Source organism: Arthrobacter sp. 2MCAF14 (assembly GCF_052115645.1).
In the GTDB taxonomy this organism is placed as follows: Bacteria; Actinomycetota; Actinomycetes; order Actinomycetales; family Micrococcaceae; genus Arthrobacter.
On record NZ_JBFRHB010000008.1, the window covers coordinates 1 to 16,871 of the forward strand.

The 16,871-nt window shown below is 63.6% G+C and carries 14 protein-coding genes and 2 pseudogenes; 9 read left to right on the top strand and 7 right to left on the bottom strand.

Going from position 1 to position 16,871, the window contains the following annotated elements; all coding sequences use genetic code 11:
- A pseudogene (locus AB4074_RS08020) lies at positions 1–564 on the top strand (GTP 3',8-cyclase MoaA); the annotation flags it as partial.
- A 239-nt stretch (positions 565–803) separates the two neighbouring features.
- Here AB4074_RS08020 and AB4074_RS08025 read toward each other — a convergent pair.
- Positions 804–1,736: a LysR family transcriptional regulator gene (locus AB4074_RS08025; protein ID WP_441412903.1), complete on the bottom strand. Its 933-nt coding sequence runs from the start codon at positions 1,734–1,736 to the stop codon at positions 804–806.
- 156 nt (positions 1,737–1,892) lie between these two features.
- Here AB4074_RS08025 and AB4074_RS08030 point away from each other — a divergent pair, with 156 nt between their 5' ends.
- Positions 1,893–3,197, top strand: a complete 1,305-nt coding sequence (locus AB4074_RS08030) for an aromatic ring-hydroxylating oxygenase subunit alpha (RefSeq protein WP_441412904.1) — start codon at positions 1,893–1,895, stop codon at positions 3,195–3,197.
- Positions 3,194–4,609 (top strand): ferredoxin reductase, encoded by a 1,416-nt coding sequence (locus tag AB4074_RS08035; protein ID WP_441412905.1) that lies wholly within the window; start codon positions 3,194–3,196, stop codon positions 4,607–4,609. The genes AB4074_RS08030 and AB4074_RS08035 overlap by 4 nt, the downstream gene beginning before the upstream one ends.
- A gap of 519 nt (positions 4,610–5,128) precedes the next feature.
- On the opposite strand, the gene AB4074_RS08040 is transcribed toward AB4074_RS08035, so the two are convergent.
- The gene (locus tag AB4074_RS08040; RefSeq protein ID WP_441412906.1) at positions 5,129–5,560 is read right to left on the bottom strand and encodes a hypothetical protein; all 432 of its coding nucleotides are present in this window, start codon (positions 5,558–5,560) and stop codon (positions 5,129–5,131) included.
- A gap of 163 nt (positions 5,561–5,723) precedes the next feature.
- On the opposite strand from AB4074_RS08040, the gene AB4074_RS08045 reads away from it, so the two are divergent.
- The 3 genes from AB4074_RS08045 (at position 5,724) to AB4074_RS08055 (ending at position 7,322) form a co-directional block, all read left to right on the top strand.
- Positions 5,724–5,888, top strand: coding sequence for a hypothetical protein (locus tag AB4074_RS08045; protein ID WP_441412907.1), 165 nt, complete (start codon positions 5,724–5,726; stop codon positions 5,886–5,888).
- 124 nt (positions 5,889–6,012) lie between these two features.
- On the top strand, positions 6,013–6,825 hold the full coding sequence (locus AB4074_RS08050) for a response regulator transcription factor (protein WP_441412908.1): 813 nt from the start codon (positions 6,013–6,015) through the stop codon (positions 6,823–6,825).
- Between the two features lie 224 nt (positions 6,826–7,049).
- Positions 7,050–7,322 (top strand): hypothetical protein, encoded by a 273-nt coding sequence (locus AB4074_RS08055; RefSeq protein ID WP_441412909.1) that lies wholly within the window; start codon positions 7,050–7,052, stop codon positions 7,320–7,322.
- Between the two features lie 421 nt (positions 7,323–7,743).
- On the opposite strand, the gene AB4074_RS08060 is transcribed toward AB4074_RS08055, so the two are convergent.
- The 4 genes from AB4074_RS08060 to AB4074_RS08075 all read right to left on the bottom strand — a co-directional run bounded on the left by AB4074_RS08060 (position 7,744) and on the right by AB4074_RS08075 (position 11,874).
- Positions 7,744–8,706: a carbohydrate kinase family protein gene (locus AB4074_RS08060; protein ID WP_441412910.1), complete on the bottom strand. Its 963-nt coding sequence runs from the start codon at positions 8,704–8,706 to the stop codon at positions 7,744–7,746.
- 118 nt (positions 8,707–8,824) lie between these two features.
- A complete protein-coding gene (locus AB4074_RS08065) occupies positions 8,825–9,619 on the bottom strand; it encodes an ATP-binding cassette domain-containing protein (protein ID WP_441412911.1) in 795 nt (264 codons plus the stop codon).
- Positions 9,616–10,662 (bottom strand): ABC transporter permease, encoded by a 1,047-nt coding sequence (locus AB4074_RS08070; protein ID WP_441412912.1) that lies wholly within the window; start codon positions 10,660–10,662, stop codon positions 9,616–9,618. The genes AB4074_RS08065 and AB4074_RS08070 overlap by 4 nt, the downstream gene beginning before the upstream one ends.
- 96 nt (positions 10,663–10,758) lie before the next feature.
- On the bottom strand, positions 10,759–11,874 hold the full coding sequence (locus AB4074_RS08075) for a substrate-binding domain-containing protein (protein ID WP_241708020.1): 1,116 nt from the start codon (positions 11,872–11,874) through the stop codon (positions 10,759–10,761).
- A 166-nt stretch (positions 11,875–12,040) separates the two neighbouring features.
- Between AB4074_RS08075 and AB4074_RS08080 the strand changes: the two genes are divergently transcribed.
- Both AB4074_RS08080 and AB4074_RS08085 read left to right on the top strand, forming a co-directional pair.
- Positions 12,041–13,039 (top strand): LacI family DNA-binding transcriptional regulator, encoded by a 999-nt coding sequence (locus tag AB4074_RS08080; RefSeq protein ID WP_441412913.1) that lies wholly within the window; start codon positions 12,041–12,043, stop codon positions 13,037–13,039.
- Positions 13,040–13,086: 47 nt separating this feature from the next.
- Positions 13,087–13,380, top strand: a complete 294-nt coding sequence (locus AB4074_RS08085) for a putative quinol monooxygenase (protein ID WP_441412914.1) — start codon at positions 13,087–13,089, stop codon at positions 13,378–13,380.
- Between the two features lie 383 nt (positions 13,381–13,763).
- Here the strand turns inward: AB4074_RS08085 and AB4074_RS08090 are convergent, their stop codons facing one another.
- Positions 13,764–16,304 carry a GH32 C-terminal domain-containing protein gene (locus AB4074_RS08090; protein WP_441412915.1) on the bottom strand — a complete coding sequence of 847 codons (2,541 nt, stop codon included), beginning with the start codon at positions 16,302–16,304 and terminating at the stop codon, positions 13,764–13,766.
- Positions 16,305–16,602: 298 nt separating this feature from the next.
- On the opposite strand from AB4074_RS08090, the pseudogene AB4074_RS08095 reads away from it, so the two are divergent.
- Positions 16,603–16,722 (top strand): annotated as a pseudogene (locus AB4074_RS08095) (IS21-like element helper ATPase IstB); the annotation flags it as partial.
- Between the last annotated feature and the right edge of the window lie 149 nt (positions 16,723–16,871).

Sequence of the window (16,871 nt, forward strand, 5' to 3'; positions counted from 1 at the left end):
ATCAATGCCGTCCTCATGCGCGGAATCAACGACGCCGAGTCCCCCGACCTCCTGGCCTGGGCCGTGGACCGCGGCTATGAGCTGCGCTTCATCGAACAAATGCCGCTGGACGCCGATCACGGCTGGACCCGGCGGGACATGATCACCGCAGCCGAGATCCGCGAACTGCTCTCCCGAGACTTCGCACTGAGCCCGGACCCGCGCGAACGCGACGGGGCCCCGGCGGAACGATTCGAAGTACGACGGCGGGACCCGGCATCCGCCGAAGCCACGGGTCCGCTCCTGGGCACCGTCGGCATCATCGCCTCCGTCACCGAACCCTTCTGTTCCGATTGCCGGCGCACACGGATCACCGCCGAAGGCAAGATCATGAACTGCCTGTTCTCCCGCGAAGAATTCGACCTGTTGGGACTCCTTCGCTCCGGAGCGGACGACGAGGAACTCGCCCAACGCTGGCAGGACGCCATGTGGATCAAACCCAAAGCGCACGGCATGGACCACACCGGCCTCGGCGCACCCGACTTCATCCAGCCGGACCGCAGCATGAGCGCCATCGGAGGATAGCAATAACCACATGGACGCTGATGCAAGCCCCTGTCCCAGCACATCTCAAGCCGCATCAGGCTGGGCACTCGGGATCCGTCCCGGCAACAATGGCCTTCAGAAGGACCAGACGCCCCTTCGGACGCCAGCGTCCTAGTACCTCATATCGACTGGTGCGGCGCACAAGGCCGGCGGCTGCGGACGTGCCGCCATAATCTGGACCTGCTTGCCCGTCGGCAACGAATCTCGGCCAGGCGATTTCAGGGGTCATCTTCGGGTCGGGCGGTGAGGATTCGATTGGCGCTGGCCCGCAGGATGCCGAGCGACTCCTGGATCAGGGGCGATGCAATGCTGCCACTGCGCACCGCAGCGACAATGCGCCGCGAGGGCTTCCCCTTGCCAGTAATGCGCAGTCGAACCACGTTTTCGGCACTATGCAGGGGCGCCAGTCGCGGCAGCAGGCCCACGCCCAGCCCCGCACCAACGAAGGCGATCTGAGTTTCCCATTCCACGGCCTCATGGGCAATTCGCGGCGTCACCCCGACTGCCGTGAACGCCGCTGCGAATAGGGAATGGTAGGTGGATCCCGCAGCCTCGGTGATCCAGGGTTCCGACGCCAGCTCTTCGAGCGTCACTTTTTCCCGCGATGCCAACGGATGATTGGAGGGAATGATCACGTCCAGGGGATCGTCGAGCAGAACGGTCTGCTCGAAGCGCTGATCGTCCTCAACATAGGTGTCGGACTGCATGGCGACGATGACGGCGATGTCGATTCGCTCGGCAACCAATAAGTCGAAGCAGCGCGCCGGGTTGGCCTCGAGTACCTGCACCTCCAGCGACGGGTGTGTTGAGCGCAGGGTGGCGGCCAGAGGCGCGAGCAACTGGGCGGCCGCGGTGGAGAATCCGCCGAGGCCAAAACGGGTGGGCATCTGGTCGCCGGCCTCCATCGCCGCAGCGCGCAGGCTCTCCCATTCGGCTATGAGGGTGTCCGAGCCCGCCACGAGAAAACGGCCTGTGGCGGTCAGCCGCACACCCCGGCCGTCCTTCGTCAGCAGCTGCATTCCAAGCACGCGCTGGAACTCCCGTAACTGCGCGGAGACGGCGGAGGGAGAATAACCTGTGAGCTCCGCGGTTGCGCCAATGGTGCCGCACTGGGCAAACACCCGAAGTGTTATGAGCCGTGGATCGATCATGCATCAATTGTGCACTGTTATCTCCTAAATCTTGCGCTTTTGTTGCAGATCGATCGGTCCTAATCTCATGAATAAAACGTTCGACAACGGCGATTGCACCCACCAACCCTGGTCTCGATGGATCGCCCCCTACCCAGCCCTCCCGGGAGGAAACACATGTCTGCTCCAGTGAACGCGCCCCTCAATTCACGCCGAAAACTCGCTTCGTCATTGCCTGCCGAGCAGCTGGCGGAAATCACCGAGTTGTTCGAGTTCCGGCGCGTGGGGTATTCCCTCAATGCCCCCTTCTACACCGATCCGACGATTTTCAACATCGACATGGAAGCCATTTTTGGCCAGCACTGGATCTTTGCCGCCAGCATCGCCGAACTGCCGGAGCCGGGCGACTACGTCACCGTCGACTATGGGCCCTACTCCCTGATCGTGCTGCGCAACGACGACGGCGGCGTGAACGTCCTGCACAACGTGTGCCGCCACCGCGGAGCCCGCGTCCTGACCGAACCCGCCGGGTCAACGGGAAACCTGGTATGCGGCTATCACTCCTGGACCTACTCCCCCAACGGCGATCTAATCCACGCCTCGGCACCGGGGGAAACGAAGTTCGACAAGAGCTGCTTCGGCCTCAAGCGCGCCCACAGCCGCGTGTTCGCCGGACTCATCTTCGTCTGCATTGCGGACGAACCGCCGACGGATTTCGACGAAACCGGAAAGATCTTCGAGCCTTACCTCGCGCCCCACGATCTGTCGAAGACGAAGATCGCCTACCAGCAGAACATCATCGAGGAGGGCAACTGGAAGCTCGTCATGGAGAACAACCGTGAGTGCTACCACTGCGACGGCCACCCGGAGCTCGCGTGCTCCCTCTTTCCCACCTGGGGCCTGACGGAGGGCCTGATTCCGGCCCATCTCGAAGAAGTGTGGGACCGCAACAAGGAAGCACAGTCCTCGCTCGAGGAGCGTTGCCGCCGCTATGGCCTTCCCTATGAGGTCATCGAGGAGCTCGACACCCGCATAGCGGGAATCCGCATCTCACGGGACTCACTCGACGGCGAGGGCGAATCCTTCTCACCCGATGGGCGCAGGCTCTCCAAGAAGCTGCTCGGCGACTTGCGGGACTTCCGCCTTGGCCGCTGCTCGATGCACCTGCAGCCCAACAGCTGGTTCCATTTCCTCGGGGACCACGTCATCACGTTCGCCGTCTTCCCCATCAACGAACACCAGACACTGGTACGCACCACCTGGCTGGTGGCTGACGACGCCGAGGAAGGCGTCGACTACGACCTGGAGAAACTCACCTACACCTGGAAGCAGACCAATCTGCAGGATAAGGCGTTCGTGGAGCTATGCCAGAAGGGCGCCAGCAGCCCCGCCTACGAGCCCGGCCCGTACATGAAGAGTGAATACCAGGTGGAGGCGTTCATCAACTGGTACGTGCAGCGCGTGCAGGAGCACTTGGCATGATTGAACTCCTCACCGAGACGGCCATCCAGGAACCACAGCGCATTCGCGGCCTTGAGATGCCGTGGAACAGGGTGATGGGCAGCACAGAGGGACCCGCAAGCGCCGCCCGCGCATTGGGCCCCTGGCATCCGCAGGAGTTCTTGGCCGAGTGTGTCGAGACCGTTCCCGAGGTGGGCGGCATGATGACCTTCGTGTTTCGCCGCCGCGATGGTGCGCCGCTGGCGTTCCGTCCGGGCCAGTACGTGAACGTCGCCTTTCCCGTGAACGGCGAGGACCAGGACGCGGTGGACCGCAGCTACTCACTGTCCAGTTCGCCCACCAAGCCGTGGACCTTCGACATCACAGTCAAATGCGACCCCACGGGACAGGTCTCGCCGTGGGTGCACCAGTACCTCAAACCCGGCACCGTTCTCGACATGCTCGGACCGGTCGGGGCATTCCACCTGCCCGACGCGGACCGGCGGGCACGGTACCTGTTCCTGGCCGCCGGCGCCGGCATCACCCCCATCATGTCGATGGTGCGGACCATCCACTCCCTGCCCGGACAGGCCGATGTCGTGGTGCTCTACCACGGAGCGGCGGCTGGAGACTTTGCCTTCCACCAGGAGCTCGCCTACATCGCCTCCGTTGACTCGCGCGTCAAGGTCTTCTACTCCCTAGGCGACCGCAGCAAACCCGAGGGGTGGGAAGGGCTCACCGGAAGGCTGACGGCGGCCATGCTCGAGGAGGTGGCTCCCGATGCCAACGGCCGCCAGGTCTATGCCTGCGGCCCCGAGGGTTACCTGAACACCGCCACCGAGCTCCTCAAGAAAGTCGGCGTCGACGACACCTCCATCTACATGGAGTTCTTCTCGGGAGACCGCCAGACGATCCTTGAATACCAGGCCGAACTCGCGCTTGCAGTGGACATTGCGGAGGAAATCGCCGACGAAATCGCCCATTCCGCCGAGGACTACTACGAGAGCCAGCCCACTGCGTTCGGGCTCTACGAGCCTGGCTACGACGCCGAGGGAACCCTAATGGCCACGGGGCTGCCGCTGGAAACCGTCGACCCGGACGTGCCCGGTCCCGAAGCCCCCGAAGGCAGCCCGGACGTGGGACCGGAGGCCGGGTCCTCCGATGCCTCGAGCTTCGACACGGTCGGAACGGGAAGCCTCACCCTGTCCTTCATGCGCACCGGCATCAACGTGCGCATCGACCCCGCCGAACACATCCTCGGGGTGGCCCAGCGTGCGGGCGTCAGGATCGGCGCGAACTGCAAAGAGGGCATGTGCGGGTCCTGCAAGGTCGTCAAACTCTCCGGGGAGGTCGAGATGAACCACCAGGGCGGGATCCGGGCACGGGAAATCGAGGCAGGCAAGTTCCTGCCCTGCTGCTCCACCGCACGAACCGATTTGGTGATCGATGCCTAGCCGCTTCCAGCTGCTAGACCTCACTGGAAGCTTTCCCCGCTGGCATGTCAGATTCCTATGCTCAGGCCTGGGACGGCGTGAACCAGGGCACCCACGACTCGCCGGGCACCAGCGCTGTGACCGGTGAAGGGACACTTGAGGTCAGTTGAGTCTCTCCTGCGTGAGTTTGGATTGGCGTGCCGGCTGATCTCAGGTCAAAGGAAATACGGTGAAGGCATTCCTAGACCGCTTCACTCCCAGAGGAAGACGGATCCGTCATCTCTTCGGACGGCTCCGTCTTCCTCTGACCTTCAGGATGTCGCCAAAGGCCCCCTGACCTGAGGAAACACGTGCGAAAGTGGGACTCGAACCGGCTTCCGACCGCAGAAAACACAGGAAACTACAGAAAACATGTCCAGTACAGCCCCGGGTGTGTGCACATTGTGGCACCCTCATTTTTGCGCCAAGGCCGTCAATTCAGCCGCTACGCGCCATGCCGAAAACTTAACCCAAACGAGCTCTAAGCAAGCGGCCTTGCACCTAGGGGGCCAGTTCGCCCGCCCGCGTCCAGCCGAGGGCCTCGTACCGGTCCGCCGCCCCGGCGTCCACGGGCGCATAGACGACTTCCGCGCCTTCGACGAACGCTTCCTCCGCCAGTCGGGCCAGAACCACGGCCTCGTGATCGAGCGCCACAGCGTCGCCGTCCACTGCGCGCACCGGGCCCACCACAGCGAAACCATCGCCGAACACCACCCGGCCCCGCGCCAAGGGGCGGTCGAAGCGCGTCAGCTCCACGACGTCGTAATCCTCCAAGGGCGCCTCGAACACGCCGAACTCGGACTCCATCGGCGGCGCGCTGTTGACCTCGCCCGGCGGGGCGGTCATCAGGACGCCGACGGGAACTGTTTCCTCGCCCTCGTTGAGCCGCGCCCACAGGGGCCGCCAGTCGTGTGTAGTATCCGGTGCGCTCATGCACCAACCCTATCGTCGCCCCTGACTGCCGGTACATGCGGAGTAGCGGTTGAACGAATAGCCGGCCGACTGCGGCAGGGGTAGCGATCGGTTGAAAACCGGCGTCACCAGGCCGTTGAGGCAGCCTCACACGGGCTCCTCGGGCACGGTGCTAGAAGTGTAAGTGCACGAGGGCGTCGACGGTCACGGCGTCGGCCCCGGCGTGGCTGTCCGCGGCGGGATCATGAACGGCGTCCGCACCGGACACCTCATGGTCCGTGACACTCCCGGACAGGAGGATCCGCCAGCGAACCACCGGGGCCCGAGCATTCCGGCGCTGGACCGTTAAACGATCAGCCGGCGGGCGCGGCTGCGGACTACCGGAGTCCACTCCCCCGGGCCTGGCCGACGGAACCAGGCATGACGCTGCCGCGTTGCTCTTCTGGAACCCAGCCCAGGCCCGGCATGATGTCTTGGCAAATGATGGTTACCAGCCGGAAACCCTGGCCGCGTTGGGCGATCCTTACGCTGCAACCAAGGCACATCGGAAGCTGTTGAAACTGCATCGACCGTTGCGCATTGATGACCTGAAGTACGACTACCGGGAAACCCGTCTGTATCAGACCGCGCTGGCACCGGCAGGCTTTTCTGAGGGGATGAGCACGTGCCTGATTTCCGACGATGGCCAGTACGCCGGAATGCTCCATCTCTCCGCCGCTCATTTCCACAACTTCGACGATGATGCCCGGGACCTCATCGGCGCTCTCTCACCGATCGTCGCTGAGCTGTGCCGACGTCAAACGGCGGGCTACCCCACTCTCCGGCTAAGGGAAGACTGCAAAGCCGCCCTCTTCGACGGACAGGACGCTCCCCGCCTCGTCATCTCCCGGGACATGAGCAGCGTGGTTTTTCAGCCGCATTTCCGCGAATTCGTCGCCCGCTTTCTCGCAGGCGACGCAGCCTCCGTCTCAGGGCTCTGGGCCTCCGACGACGGCACGGTCGGCCTGGAAATCACCCGCACGGCCGCGGCATGGGCAGGACACCGCGACGTTGCCCTGATCGTTGAAACACCGATGGAACTTCCGTTCGGACTGACCACGAGGGAAGCCGAGGTCATCGATCGAATAACGGCGGGGCGCTCAAATCAGCAGATTGCCTCCGAACTCGGCATTTCAATCCGCACCGTCACAACACACGTGGAGAACATCCTCGTCAAAATGGCACAGGATCCCGATCGGGTGTGGCCGCGGTGGCCATCGGTGCGGGCCTGCGTCGGCTCGACCTAAGGTAGCGATCGTCGTTGCGCGGAGGCGCAACGACGTCGGGCCGTGAATCTGGGCTGGGACAGCAACTCCTTCAGCGAAGGTTCCTGGCTGGAAGGTCCAGGTCAGGAACAGCGACTCATTGACGGGGACCGCGTGGACGCCGAGGTCCTACTGACCCGCTACGGTGAAGCCCGCCTTACCCGGGAAGCGAACTTGAACCGATCAACGTCGCTCTTGCCGTCGAGGTGCATGCAAAGGACCGACAGAGCATCTACGCTCCCATCGCAGGTTCGATCACCTTCGACACCCAAACTGCCGTCCTGACGCTGACCGGCACCAACGACACCGTCATTCTGGAGGGACTATCGGGGGTCACCCACCCTCCCGGAAGGTCTACCGTCAACGTCGGGGATTCTCTCGGACTCATCGGCGCCGAGGGAATCACGGTCTGGCACACCCGCAGCGCGCTGGAGGACACCCGACCGCATCCGCCCCGTTTCGTCCGCGCTTCCGAGTAGTTCAATGGCTTGCTCGAGCCGGTAGACCGCAGGGGTCTGACGCCGTTGTTCTGGACTCATATCAACCCCTACGGACGATTCACCCTCGACATGAACACCCACCTGGACCAGGGTCCGGTGTCTCCGGAGTCGCGTGACCGTGCAGTGGGGCCCGTCTGGTCCGGGCGGCTGCCTTGTAGCGGAACGGATGATTTTTCGCGTCCTATTGGCCGGCGGCCACAAGCGCTCCCTGCGGCTGCTGACCATCATCCGAACCAGCGGCCCCGGTCGCCTCAATATTGGAACATCGAGCCGGTGGACTGCGTACGCCTCATCGTCCCGTGGAGCGGCCTCAGATCGGGGTCTTGGAGCCTTCCAGCAGGGAGAGGTGCTTTGCACCTCTCCCTGAGTTCGCCCAGCGGGAGTGGTTTGGCGGAGACGGCTACCCAGAGTAGATGGTGGCATAGGGTCGTTGAAGCTTGGCCAGCCGTGTAAGAAGCTCGTTGGAGGTCGGCGGGTTGGCTCCGGGCCGGCTGACCGTGATTGCGGCGGCCATTGACGCTGTTTGTCCGATGTTTCGGAGTGCGGCCGGTCCGAATGCTTCGTCGCCCCGGGTCAGCAGTCCGAAGATGAGTGCGGCCATGTAGGAGTCGCCTGCCCCGATGGTGTCGGCAACTTCGGTTTTCACGGACTGGATGCTGAACCGGGCGCCGGGTGTGGCGAGCAGGGCACCGTCGGCGCCCTTGGTGATGACGGCCAGGCGCGCGCCATGTTGCAGCAAGTGGGCGGCCACGTCGTCCGGGGACCATCCGGGGTAGAGCCAGTGTGCATCTTCGTCGCTGAGTTTGACGACGTCCGTGAGCGGAAGCAGGTCCTCGAAGATCGTCGTTGCCTCGGTGTGGCTGCCAAGGAGAGCAGGGCGGATATTGGGGTCGTAAGTGACCAGGCAGGACTGGTGGAACTGCTCGAGAAGAGTGCGGACGGTGCCGGCTCCAGGGGCCAGGAACGTGGCGATCGAGCCCGTGTGCAGAATTTTCGGGATCATGGCCGGGGCCGCAGGTGCCAGCCGCCAGGCGATGTCGAACTCGTAGCTGGCTGAGCCGTCGGGAGCCAATGTCGCGGTGGCGGTGGCCGTCCGTTCAAGAGAAGTGGATCCGGGAAGAAGCTCGACGCCTGCGCTGTGGAGGTGGTTGGTGATGGTTGTGCCGTGTTCGTCGTCGCCGATTGCCGTGAGCAGCCCGGTCCGGACGCCGAGCCGGCCAAGGCCGTAGGCGACGTTGGCCGGGGACCCGCCCGGATAACTGATGGATCCTTCGGGGCCGTTGACGATGTCGATCAGGGCTTCGCCGATGACGACAACGTCTATCAGCTCGTGGTTGGAGCCGTCCGGTTGGGGCTTGTGCATCGGGGTTCTTTCTTCGGGTTGACTGGTGGGAGCCCGGTATGGATCCGTCCGCGGACCTGTTAGCAGGTCCGCGGACGGAGAAGGGGCTCCGGTGGAGCGGGAGGTGCCGGTGGGCCTGTCAGGCCTTTGCGGCTCCTGTCATGATGGCGACGGCGTCGGTCATGCTGTGGGATTGCGGGGTGATGGTGGCCGCGCACTTGCCCAGGCGCTGGATGTGGATCCGGTCGGCCACATCGAACACGTGCGGCATGTTGTGGCTGATCAGGATGACCGGCAGGCCGCGGTCGCGCAGGTCGCGGACGAGTTGGAGGACCTGGTTTGATTCGCGCACGCCCAGGGCCGCCGTCGGCTCGTCCAGGACAACGACCTTGGACCCGAAAGCCGCCGCGCGGGCCACGGCGACGGCCTGGCGCTGGCCGCCGGAAAGATTTTCGACCGGAACTGTGACGTCCTGAAGGGTGGAGATGCCCAGGCGGGTCAGTTCTTCCTTTGCCTTCCTGCGCATGCCTTTGGTGTCGAGCATCCGGAACACGCTCCCCAAGGGGCCGGGGAGCCGTTCTTCGCGGCCGAGGAACAGGTTCGAGGCGACATCGAGGGCTGGTGAGACGGCCAGGTTTTGGTAGACCGTTTCGATGCCGTGGACCCGGGCGTCCTGGGGTCGTTTGAAGTGCACCTCCTGTCCAGATACGTAAAGTTCCCCGGTGTCGGGGATTTCGGCGCCGGTGAGGCACTTGATGAGCGTGGACTTGCCGGCGCCGTTGTCGCCGATGACGGCCAGGACTTCGCCCGGGTAAAGGTCCAGGCTCACGCCGTCGAGTCCGACGACGCGGCCGAAGGTCTTGACGAGGTTCCTGGCCTTGAGGATGGGTTCGCGGGTGGCGGTGGGGGAGGCTGCAAATTCTGTCATGGTCATGACTTGACCTTTCGGATCCACTGGTCGATAGACACGGCAACGATGATCAGGACTCCTACGGCGAGAGTCTGGTAGAGAACGTCCAGGCCTGCGAGTGAGAGGCCGTTGCGGAAGATGCCGACGATCAATGCTCCGAGCAGGGAACCCCAGATGGAACCGCGGCCGCCGAAGAGGCTGGTTCCGCCGATCACGACGGCGGTGATGGAGTCCAGGTTCAGGTCGACCCCGGCGTTCGGGCTGGCGGCGTTGGTGCGGCCGATCTGGATCCAGGCACCGACTGCCAGCACCGCCCCGGCGGCAAGGTAGACGCTCATCAGCACGCGGCTCACAGGAATGCCGGCCAACCGCGCGGCTTCCTTGTCATCGCCCACGGCGTAGACGTGCCGCCCCCAGGCTGTCTTGCCCAGGATGAAGGCGACGACGACGTAGAGCAGGATCATCATCACGACGCCGGTGGAGATGCGGACGGGTCCGATCGGGAAGGTGCTCCCCAGCCAGGTGAGCACCGGCGGCATCGCGGATCCGCGGACCGTGCTGCCGCCGGAGTAAAGGAGCGTCAGGGCGACGAAAATGTTCAGGGTTCCGAGGGTGACGATGAACGGCGGGAGCCGGAATCTGGTCACCAGGAAGCCGTTGAGTGCCCCGGCCGCCAGACCGACGGCGAGACCTGCAATGAGGGCGAGCGGCCCGGGGATGCCGTTGCTGACGGCGAGCTGGGCAATCACCATCGAGGACAGGATCATGACCGCCCCGACCGAGAGGTCAATGCCGGCGGTCAGGATGATCAGGGTCTGGGCGATCGCCAGGGTCCCCACCACGGCGACCTGCTGCGTGATGAGAGACAGGTTCTCCACCCGCAGGAAGCGTTCATTGAGGATCCCGAAGACCACTACCGCGATCAGCAGGACAATGGCGGGGCTCAGGGCCGGGTAGCGGTGGAGAATGTTGCGGATTCTGCTGAGGGGGGTCTGGCGGTCGAGGAATTCCTCGGCCAAATCAGCATGCCCGGCGCTCGGCGGGCCGGCGGTCTGTTGCTGGGTCACTTGAATAGCTCCTGAACTTCAATGTTCTATAACTGTTGTCGTGCTGGGGATGCTGCGGGGAGACGCCTTTGGCGCGGCTCCCCGCAGAGGGAGGCTTTACTTGCCCCAGCAAATCTGGGAAGCAGCCGTGGTATCGATGCTCTGCAGTCCGGAAACTGCCTTGTCCGTGACGAGTGCGGAGCCGGTGTTGAAGAAGTCCAGGCCCGCTGAGACCGTGGGCTTCTTGCCTGAGGTGGCCAGGTCCTGGATGGCCTGGACGCCCAGCTGGGCCATCTTCACCGGGTACTGCTGGGCAGTGGCGCCGATGATGCCGGACTTGACGTTGTTCACGCCGGTGCAGCCGCCGTCGATGGAGACGACCAGTACGCCCTTGTCCTTGCCCGCGGCCTTCAGGGCCTCATAGGCGCCTGCCGCGGCAGGTTCGTTGATCGTGTAGACGACGTTGATGTTCGGGTTCTTCGAGAGCAGGGTTTCCATCGCCGTGCGGCCGCCGTCTTCGGCGCCCTGGGACGCCTGGTTGCCGACGATCTCGTAGTCCCCGCCCTTGCCGCCGGTGTACTTGCCGGTCTTGGCCTCGTCACCGTTCTTCGTCTTGTCGGCGGTGTCGATGCCCAAACCGGTCAGGAACCCCTGGTCGCGGTTGTAGTCAACCGAGACGACCTTGTCGCTGAACAGGTCCACCAGCGCAATGGTGGCCTTCTTGCCGTCCAGCTGCGCCGCGGTCCACTGGCCGATCTGCTTGCCGGCCGCGAAGTTGTCGGTGGCGAAGGTGATGTCCACGGCACTTGCCGGGTCCGGCGGGGTGTCCAGGGCGATCACGTACAGCCCCGCGTCGCGGGCCTTCTTGATCGCGTCGACGACGGCGGGCCCGTTCGGCGTGATCAGGATGCCCTTGTCACCGCTGGAGATGGCGTTCTCGATGGCCTGGATCTGGGTGTCTTCGTCGCCGTCGGACTTGCCGGCAGCGAGCTTCAGGTCGATATTGCCGCCTTCGGCTGCTTTCTTCGCGCCGTCCTCCATCGCCACGAAGTAGGGGTTGGAGGTGGTCTTCACGATCAGCGAAACGCCGATCTTTCCGGCGGCGCCTCCGCTGGAGGAAGAGCTGGAGGAACTGCCTCCGCAGGCGGTCAAGCTAAGTGCGCCGAGGGTCAGGACTGCGCCGGCGGCAAGAAGGCGGGTCGCGGCCGGCCTCGGGGCTTTGGAACTCAACATTGAAACTCCTGTGTTTGTGGCGCCCTTCCGGCGCCAGACAACGATGTCATGTATCATGTAACCAAGCTCACACGGTGGAGTCAAGTGTTATTCGATGATGAGGAGCAGTTCGTTGACAACGGTGTCTAATCGTTACCAATCCGTTTCCGGTCGGAGGCCTCCGACGATGAAAAACGTGGCGGATCTCGCAGGGGTAGGGATCAAGACGGTCTCGCGAGTCGTGAACAACGAACCCGGTGTTTCAGAGGAAACGCGCCAGAGGGTGCTCCGGGCCACGGAACAGCTGCAGTATCACCTGGATATGACCGCAGGCAGCCTGAAACGGTCCGGTCGCAAGACCCAGTCCATCGGGTTGTTGCTTCCCAGTGTGTCCAATCCCTTCAGCGGGGAGATTCACCGGGCGCTGGAAGACGCGTTGACCGAGCGCGGGATTGCGGTTTTCGCCTCGAGCCTGGATGACGACCCGGAAAGGGAGAAGAAGCTGATTTCCGCTTTCCTGGGGCGCCGGGTTGACGGACTTGTCCTGACCCCGATCGCCAGGAGCCAGGCGTACGTCATCCCGGAGCACTCACGGTCCCTGCCCATGGTGTTCATCGACCGCGAGCCGGTGGGCATCGAAGCGGACGCGGTGGTCACGGACAATGAGGTGGGTGCCGCAAAGGCGGCCGCGCACCTCATCCGGCACGGCCACACGAAGCTGGCCTACCTCGGCGACCGGACGGACATCCAGACGGCAACGAAACGCCGCACGGGGTTCCTGGAGGAAATCGGCAGGGCCGGGATTGCGACGTCAACCATCCCGGTGCGCAACGGACTCCACGACGAGGAGACCGCCCTTCGGGCGGCGATCGAGTTGCTCACCTCAGAGAACCCTCCCACCGCGATCTTCTCCAGCCAGAACCTGATCACCTTCGGTGCCATGCGCGCCCTGAGATCCCTCGGGTTGCATCACAGGGTTGCCTTGATCGGATTTGACGACTTCACCCTGGCCGACATGATGGAACCGGGGATCACCGTGATCGCCCAGCACCCCGAGCGCATCGGCAAACTCGCCGCCGAACGGATCCTCGCCAGAATCGACGGAGACGACCGCGCCCCGAAAACCTACACTGTCCCGTCAGAACTGATCCCCAGGGGATCCGGCGAGATCCCGCCACTGAACTAACACCCAACTCTGCAAGACAGCCGAACCCACCAAGCAAAGGACAGGACATGACCAAAACACTGTACGCGGAATTCACCGTCAGGGAAGGCAGCGAAGCGAGGGTGGCCGAAATGATGGCAGAGCTCACCGGCCACGTCCGCCGGGAACCAGGGAACGTCATGTTCCTGCCCTACACCCGCGAAACCAACCCGCGGGAATACTTCGTGTTCGAGGTCTACCGCGATGAAGCGGCATTCGAGGAACACATCGGGGCGGAATACGGCCGGAAATTCAACGCGGAACTTGCCGGGCACATCGAAGGCGACGGCTCGGTCCTGACCTGGCTCCATCCACTGGACTAGGTCCCGGCCAAGGCCGGAGGCCACGCACGGGCCGAAACGAACAGTGCCTGGCTCCTAGCGGTCGTTGCACCACCCGGATTTCCTCGGGGCGGCAACGGCCGTTGAGCATTTAACATCGAGACCAACTGGAGTCAGGAAGTCCATGTAGCCGGATATGCGTTCTTCGCCGCGCCGGACGGCGGATCCAACGAGGACACGAACTGGCTGCTCAGGAGAATCCTCAAACGAGTGGGTGATGCGCGCCGGGAAATCGAAATCAGCGCTTTGCCGGTTGCGGGCCTCCAGGCTGTCGGCGATGAGCGAGCACGGGATGGGTGCTGCGCCCGCAGCGGGTACGTTGCGGGCGCAGCGGTCTGGTATGTGTGTGTTGCCGGGATTCGCTGTTATTGCTGGGGGCTAGCTGATGGCAAGGCTGACTTCATCTGCTTGACGTCCAGGGAGGTGAGGTTAGCGTTTCCTCCGTTGGAGAAAGCTTCGATGCCTTGGCTGGACGGGTCGGGGAAGATCTGGTCTGTCAGGACGATCTTTCCGTCGTCGGCGAAGACTTCGACCGAGGACCAGTCGACCAGGATGTGAAGTTTGACCGCTCCTCCCGTCGTGGTTAGCGGCGCGGTCTGGACTCCGGGGAAGCTGGAGCTGAATCCTACGGCGCCGGACTTGGTCCGGTCGATGTAGACCTGTCCGGACTTGTTGTCATAACCGATGAGAGTTTCCTGGCCGGACCCGGTGCGGACCTTCAGTCCATAGGAGCCGGCGGTACCGGCAGCGAAGGACGCGGTGATGTCGACCGCTTTCCCTGTCGCCGGCAGGACGGTGCTTCCGGCGGGCACGGACATTTTCTCCTCGTGGACGGACGGCCCTGTGGTGAGTTCGTTGAGCTGATTGACCGGTGTCTGCGCCAGACGGGTTACCCCGTCAACGTTTTGAAGTGACAGCTCCCGGGGGACCGTCATCGCGCTGCGCCAGGGTGAGGTGGGGATGGATCCTCCGTAGTCCCAGTTGTTCATCCAGCCGATCATGATCCGTTTGCCGCCGGGGGCGTCGTTGAAACTGACTCCGGCGTAGTTGTCCTTGCCGTAATCGACCCAGTGTGCGCGCTGGATTGCCGGTTGTGCAGCGGTGTCGGAGAGGGTGAACTGGTCGGCGAGGATATGCCCCCAGCCCCCTGTGTTGTTGTCGCTGATTTCGATGTGCCCGGTTTTTCCTTGAAGGTCGCTGAGGTCCCAGCTGTTCCAGTCCAGGCTTTCGCTGTCCTGTCCAGTGGAGCTTCGCACGACTTTTCCGTCCACCACGAGGTTGACGGAGGTCTGTGTGTCCCAGGGCTTGGCTGCGGTGTCGGCGAAGACGATGTCGCCCACCATGAGGTGGCCCCATCCTCCGGTGGACCCGTCGTTCTGGTCCACGACCTGGATCTGTGCCTGCTGGCCTTGGTACTTGCTCACGTCCCAGTTCGTCCACGTCAGGTCAGGGCTGTTGGGGCCGGTGGTGGTCGCGACGACCTGTCCGCCGATGATCAGGTTTACCGCGGTCGGGTTCGCGTGGCCCGAGGGGTGGTTCCCGCCGGCGACCTGGAGATCGATGTACGGGCTGTTGACCGTGAACGTCGGCGAGGTGATGGTGCCCGTGCCGGGATCTCCAGCGGGCGCATAGGTGTCCAGCACCTTCGGGCCGAGCTGGTTGGGCAGGCTCTCTGTCGACGGGCCGGAGTTGACGAAGGATCCGGTGGCGGTCCACCCGGCACCGTAGGTGGTCCCTGAGAAGTCGTTGAAGACCTGACCGGTCGGCAGGGTGCCGAACGGTACCGTGTTGGGTACGTAGGGGTGGTTGCCGCCGCCGACGAGGAAGTTCAGGTGGGGCTTGCTGACCGTGAATGTCTGCGAGCTCAGCGTCCCGGTTGACCCGTCGCCGCCGTTGAAGCTGTTGACCAGGTAGTTGCCCGGGAATCCGGAGACGGTCTGCTGGTTGGGCAGCGTGCCGGCGGCGGGCGAGGTGCCGAACGCGGTGCCGGTGGCTGTCCAGCTCCCGAAGCTGCCGGTCTCGAAACTGTCCAGCGGGGTTCCCGCCGGGGCGACGTAGGGTTTGTCATCGGAGGTGAACGTCGTACCGTCGAAACTTCCCGTGAAATACTGCACGCCCGAACCCCCGGCGATCCCGCCGGGGTTGAGGTTGACCGTGAGTACCCACTTCTGTTTCCCGGGATTGGCCGGGTCCGGCAAGGGGAACAGATCCGGGCACTCCCAGACGCCGCCGGTGGCACCGGCAGGTCCGAAATCACTCAGATGTTTCCACGTTTTCAGGTCAGGAGAACTGTAAAAAGTCACCTTGTGCTGGTCAGACAGCACGGCTGACATCAGCCACTCATGCCCGGCCTCGTACCAGAACACTTTCGGGTCCCTGAAATTGTTCGAGCCGATATCCAGGACAGGGTTCCCGGCGTACTTGGTGAAGGTGCGGCCTTTGTCCGTGCTGTAGGCGAGAGCCTGGGACTGCTTGCCTGTGGCTTTATCGGCCGCCGTGTAGATGGCCACCATGGCAGGGTTGCCCGGCTGGCCGAGACCTGTCGTGTTGTTCTTGTCGATGACCGCACTACCGGAGAAGATCATGTCTTTCCCATCCTGCGGAATGGCCAGCGGTAGCTGCGTCCAGTGCACCAGGTCGGTGCTGACGGCGTGGCCCCAAGACATGTTGCCCCAGGTATCCCCGGAAGGGTTGTACTGGAAGAACATGTGGTATTCGCCCTGGTAGTAGAGCAGACCGTTCGGATCGTTCATCCAGTTCGTCGCCGGGCTGAAGTGGAACTGGGGCCGGTATGTCTCGGAGTAGGGCGCGGAAGTCCCGGCCGCGCCGGAAGGCGTCGAGGCCGCCCCGGAGGTGTCCGCGGCCAGAGCCGGGGCGGACAGCGGAAGGGCGCTGCCAGCAGTCATTACGGCTGCGAGGATCAGGGCGTTGAGACCCTTTTTTGATTTTGGTCCGGGTGTCAGCCCGGGACCGGAATGTGTGCGGCGCACATATCCACCTTTCGTGTCGACAGTGACAGGCAGGTAATGCCGGTTGTCGCCCGGGCTGGTTTTGCAGGGACTTGGTTGAATCAAATCCTGCGCGCGTTCTGCGCCAGAGCCACCGGAACGTGGACAACGTTGTCAAAAGGGGAAGTTACGACCTGTCCACCGGACAAGTCAACGATTTCAAAGAAAACCACGGGGCAGAATATCCGATGCAGACACATCAACCCGCCTCTGCGCGGCCATCGTGGACCGGCTCACCTTCAACGGAACCATCATCGAAACCGGGACCGCCTCCTACCGCCTCGCCCACACGCTGGCCCAACAAGCGGCCAGCTAAGCCGCCACGAGGAAGTTCGATGTGTGCTCGTGCCGGGTGGTATCCCGGTGGAAGCCGTTGACAGCTACGAAGTAACGCGTGTAACCTCGCTCACAATGCTGTAGGTAACTCGCGTTACTTCAGCGCAAGCGCGGGAACACCTCAGACCG

Coding starts and splice junctions, on each gene's coding strand:
- AB4074_RS08085 (WP_441412914.1), top strand. CDS start 13,087: ATGACCAAAACACTGTACGCGGAATTCACCGTCAGGGAAGGCAGCGAA.
- AB4074_RS08060 (WP_441412910.1), bottom strand. CDS start 8,706: ATGCACAAGCCCCAACCGGACGGCTCCAACCACGAGCTGATAGACGTT.
- AB4074_RS08080 (WP_441412913.1), top strand. CDS start 12,041: ATGAAAAACGTGGCGGATCTCGCAGGGGTAGGGATCAAGACGGTCTCG.
- AB4074_RS08065 (WP_441412911.1), bottom strand. CDS start 9,619: ATGACCATGACAGAATTTGCAGCCTCCCCCACCGCCACCCGCGAACCC.
- AB4074_RS08075 (WP_241708020.1), bottom strand. CDS start 11,874: ATGTTGAGTTCCAAAGCCCCGAGGCCGGCCGCGACCCGCCTTCTTGCC.
- AB4074_RS08030 (WP_441412904.1), top strand. CDS start 1,893: ATGTCTGCTCCAGTGAACGCGCCCCTCAATTCACGCCGAAAACTCGCT.
- AB4074_RS08025 (WP_441412903.1), bottom strand. CDS start 1,736: ATGATCGATCCACGGCTCATAACACTTCGGGTGTTTGCCCAGTGCGGC.
- AB4074_RS08035 (WP_441412905.1), top strand. CDS start 3,194: ATGATTGAACTCCTCACCGAGACGGCCATCCAGGAACCACAGCGCATT.
- AB4074_RS08040 (WP_441412906.1), bottom strand. CDS start 5,560: ATGAGCGCACCGGATACTACACACGACTGGCGGCCCCTGTGGGCGCGG.
- AB4074_RS08090 (WP_441412915.1), bottom strand. CDS start 16,304: ATGACTGCTGGCAGCGCCCTTCCGCTGTCCGCCCCGGCTCTGGCCGCG.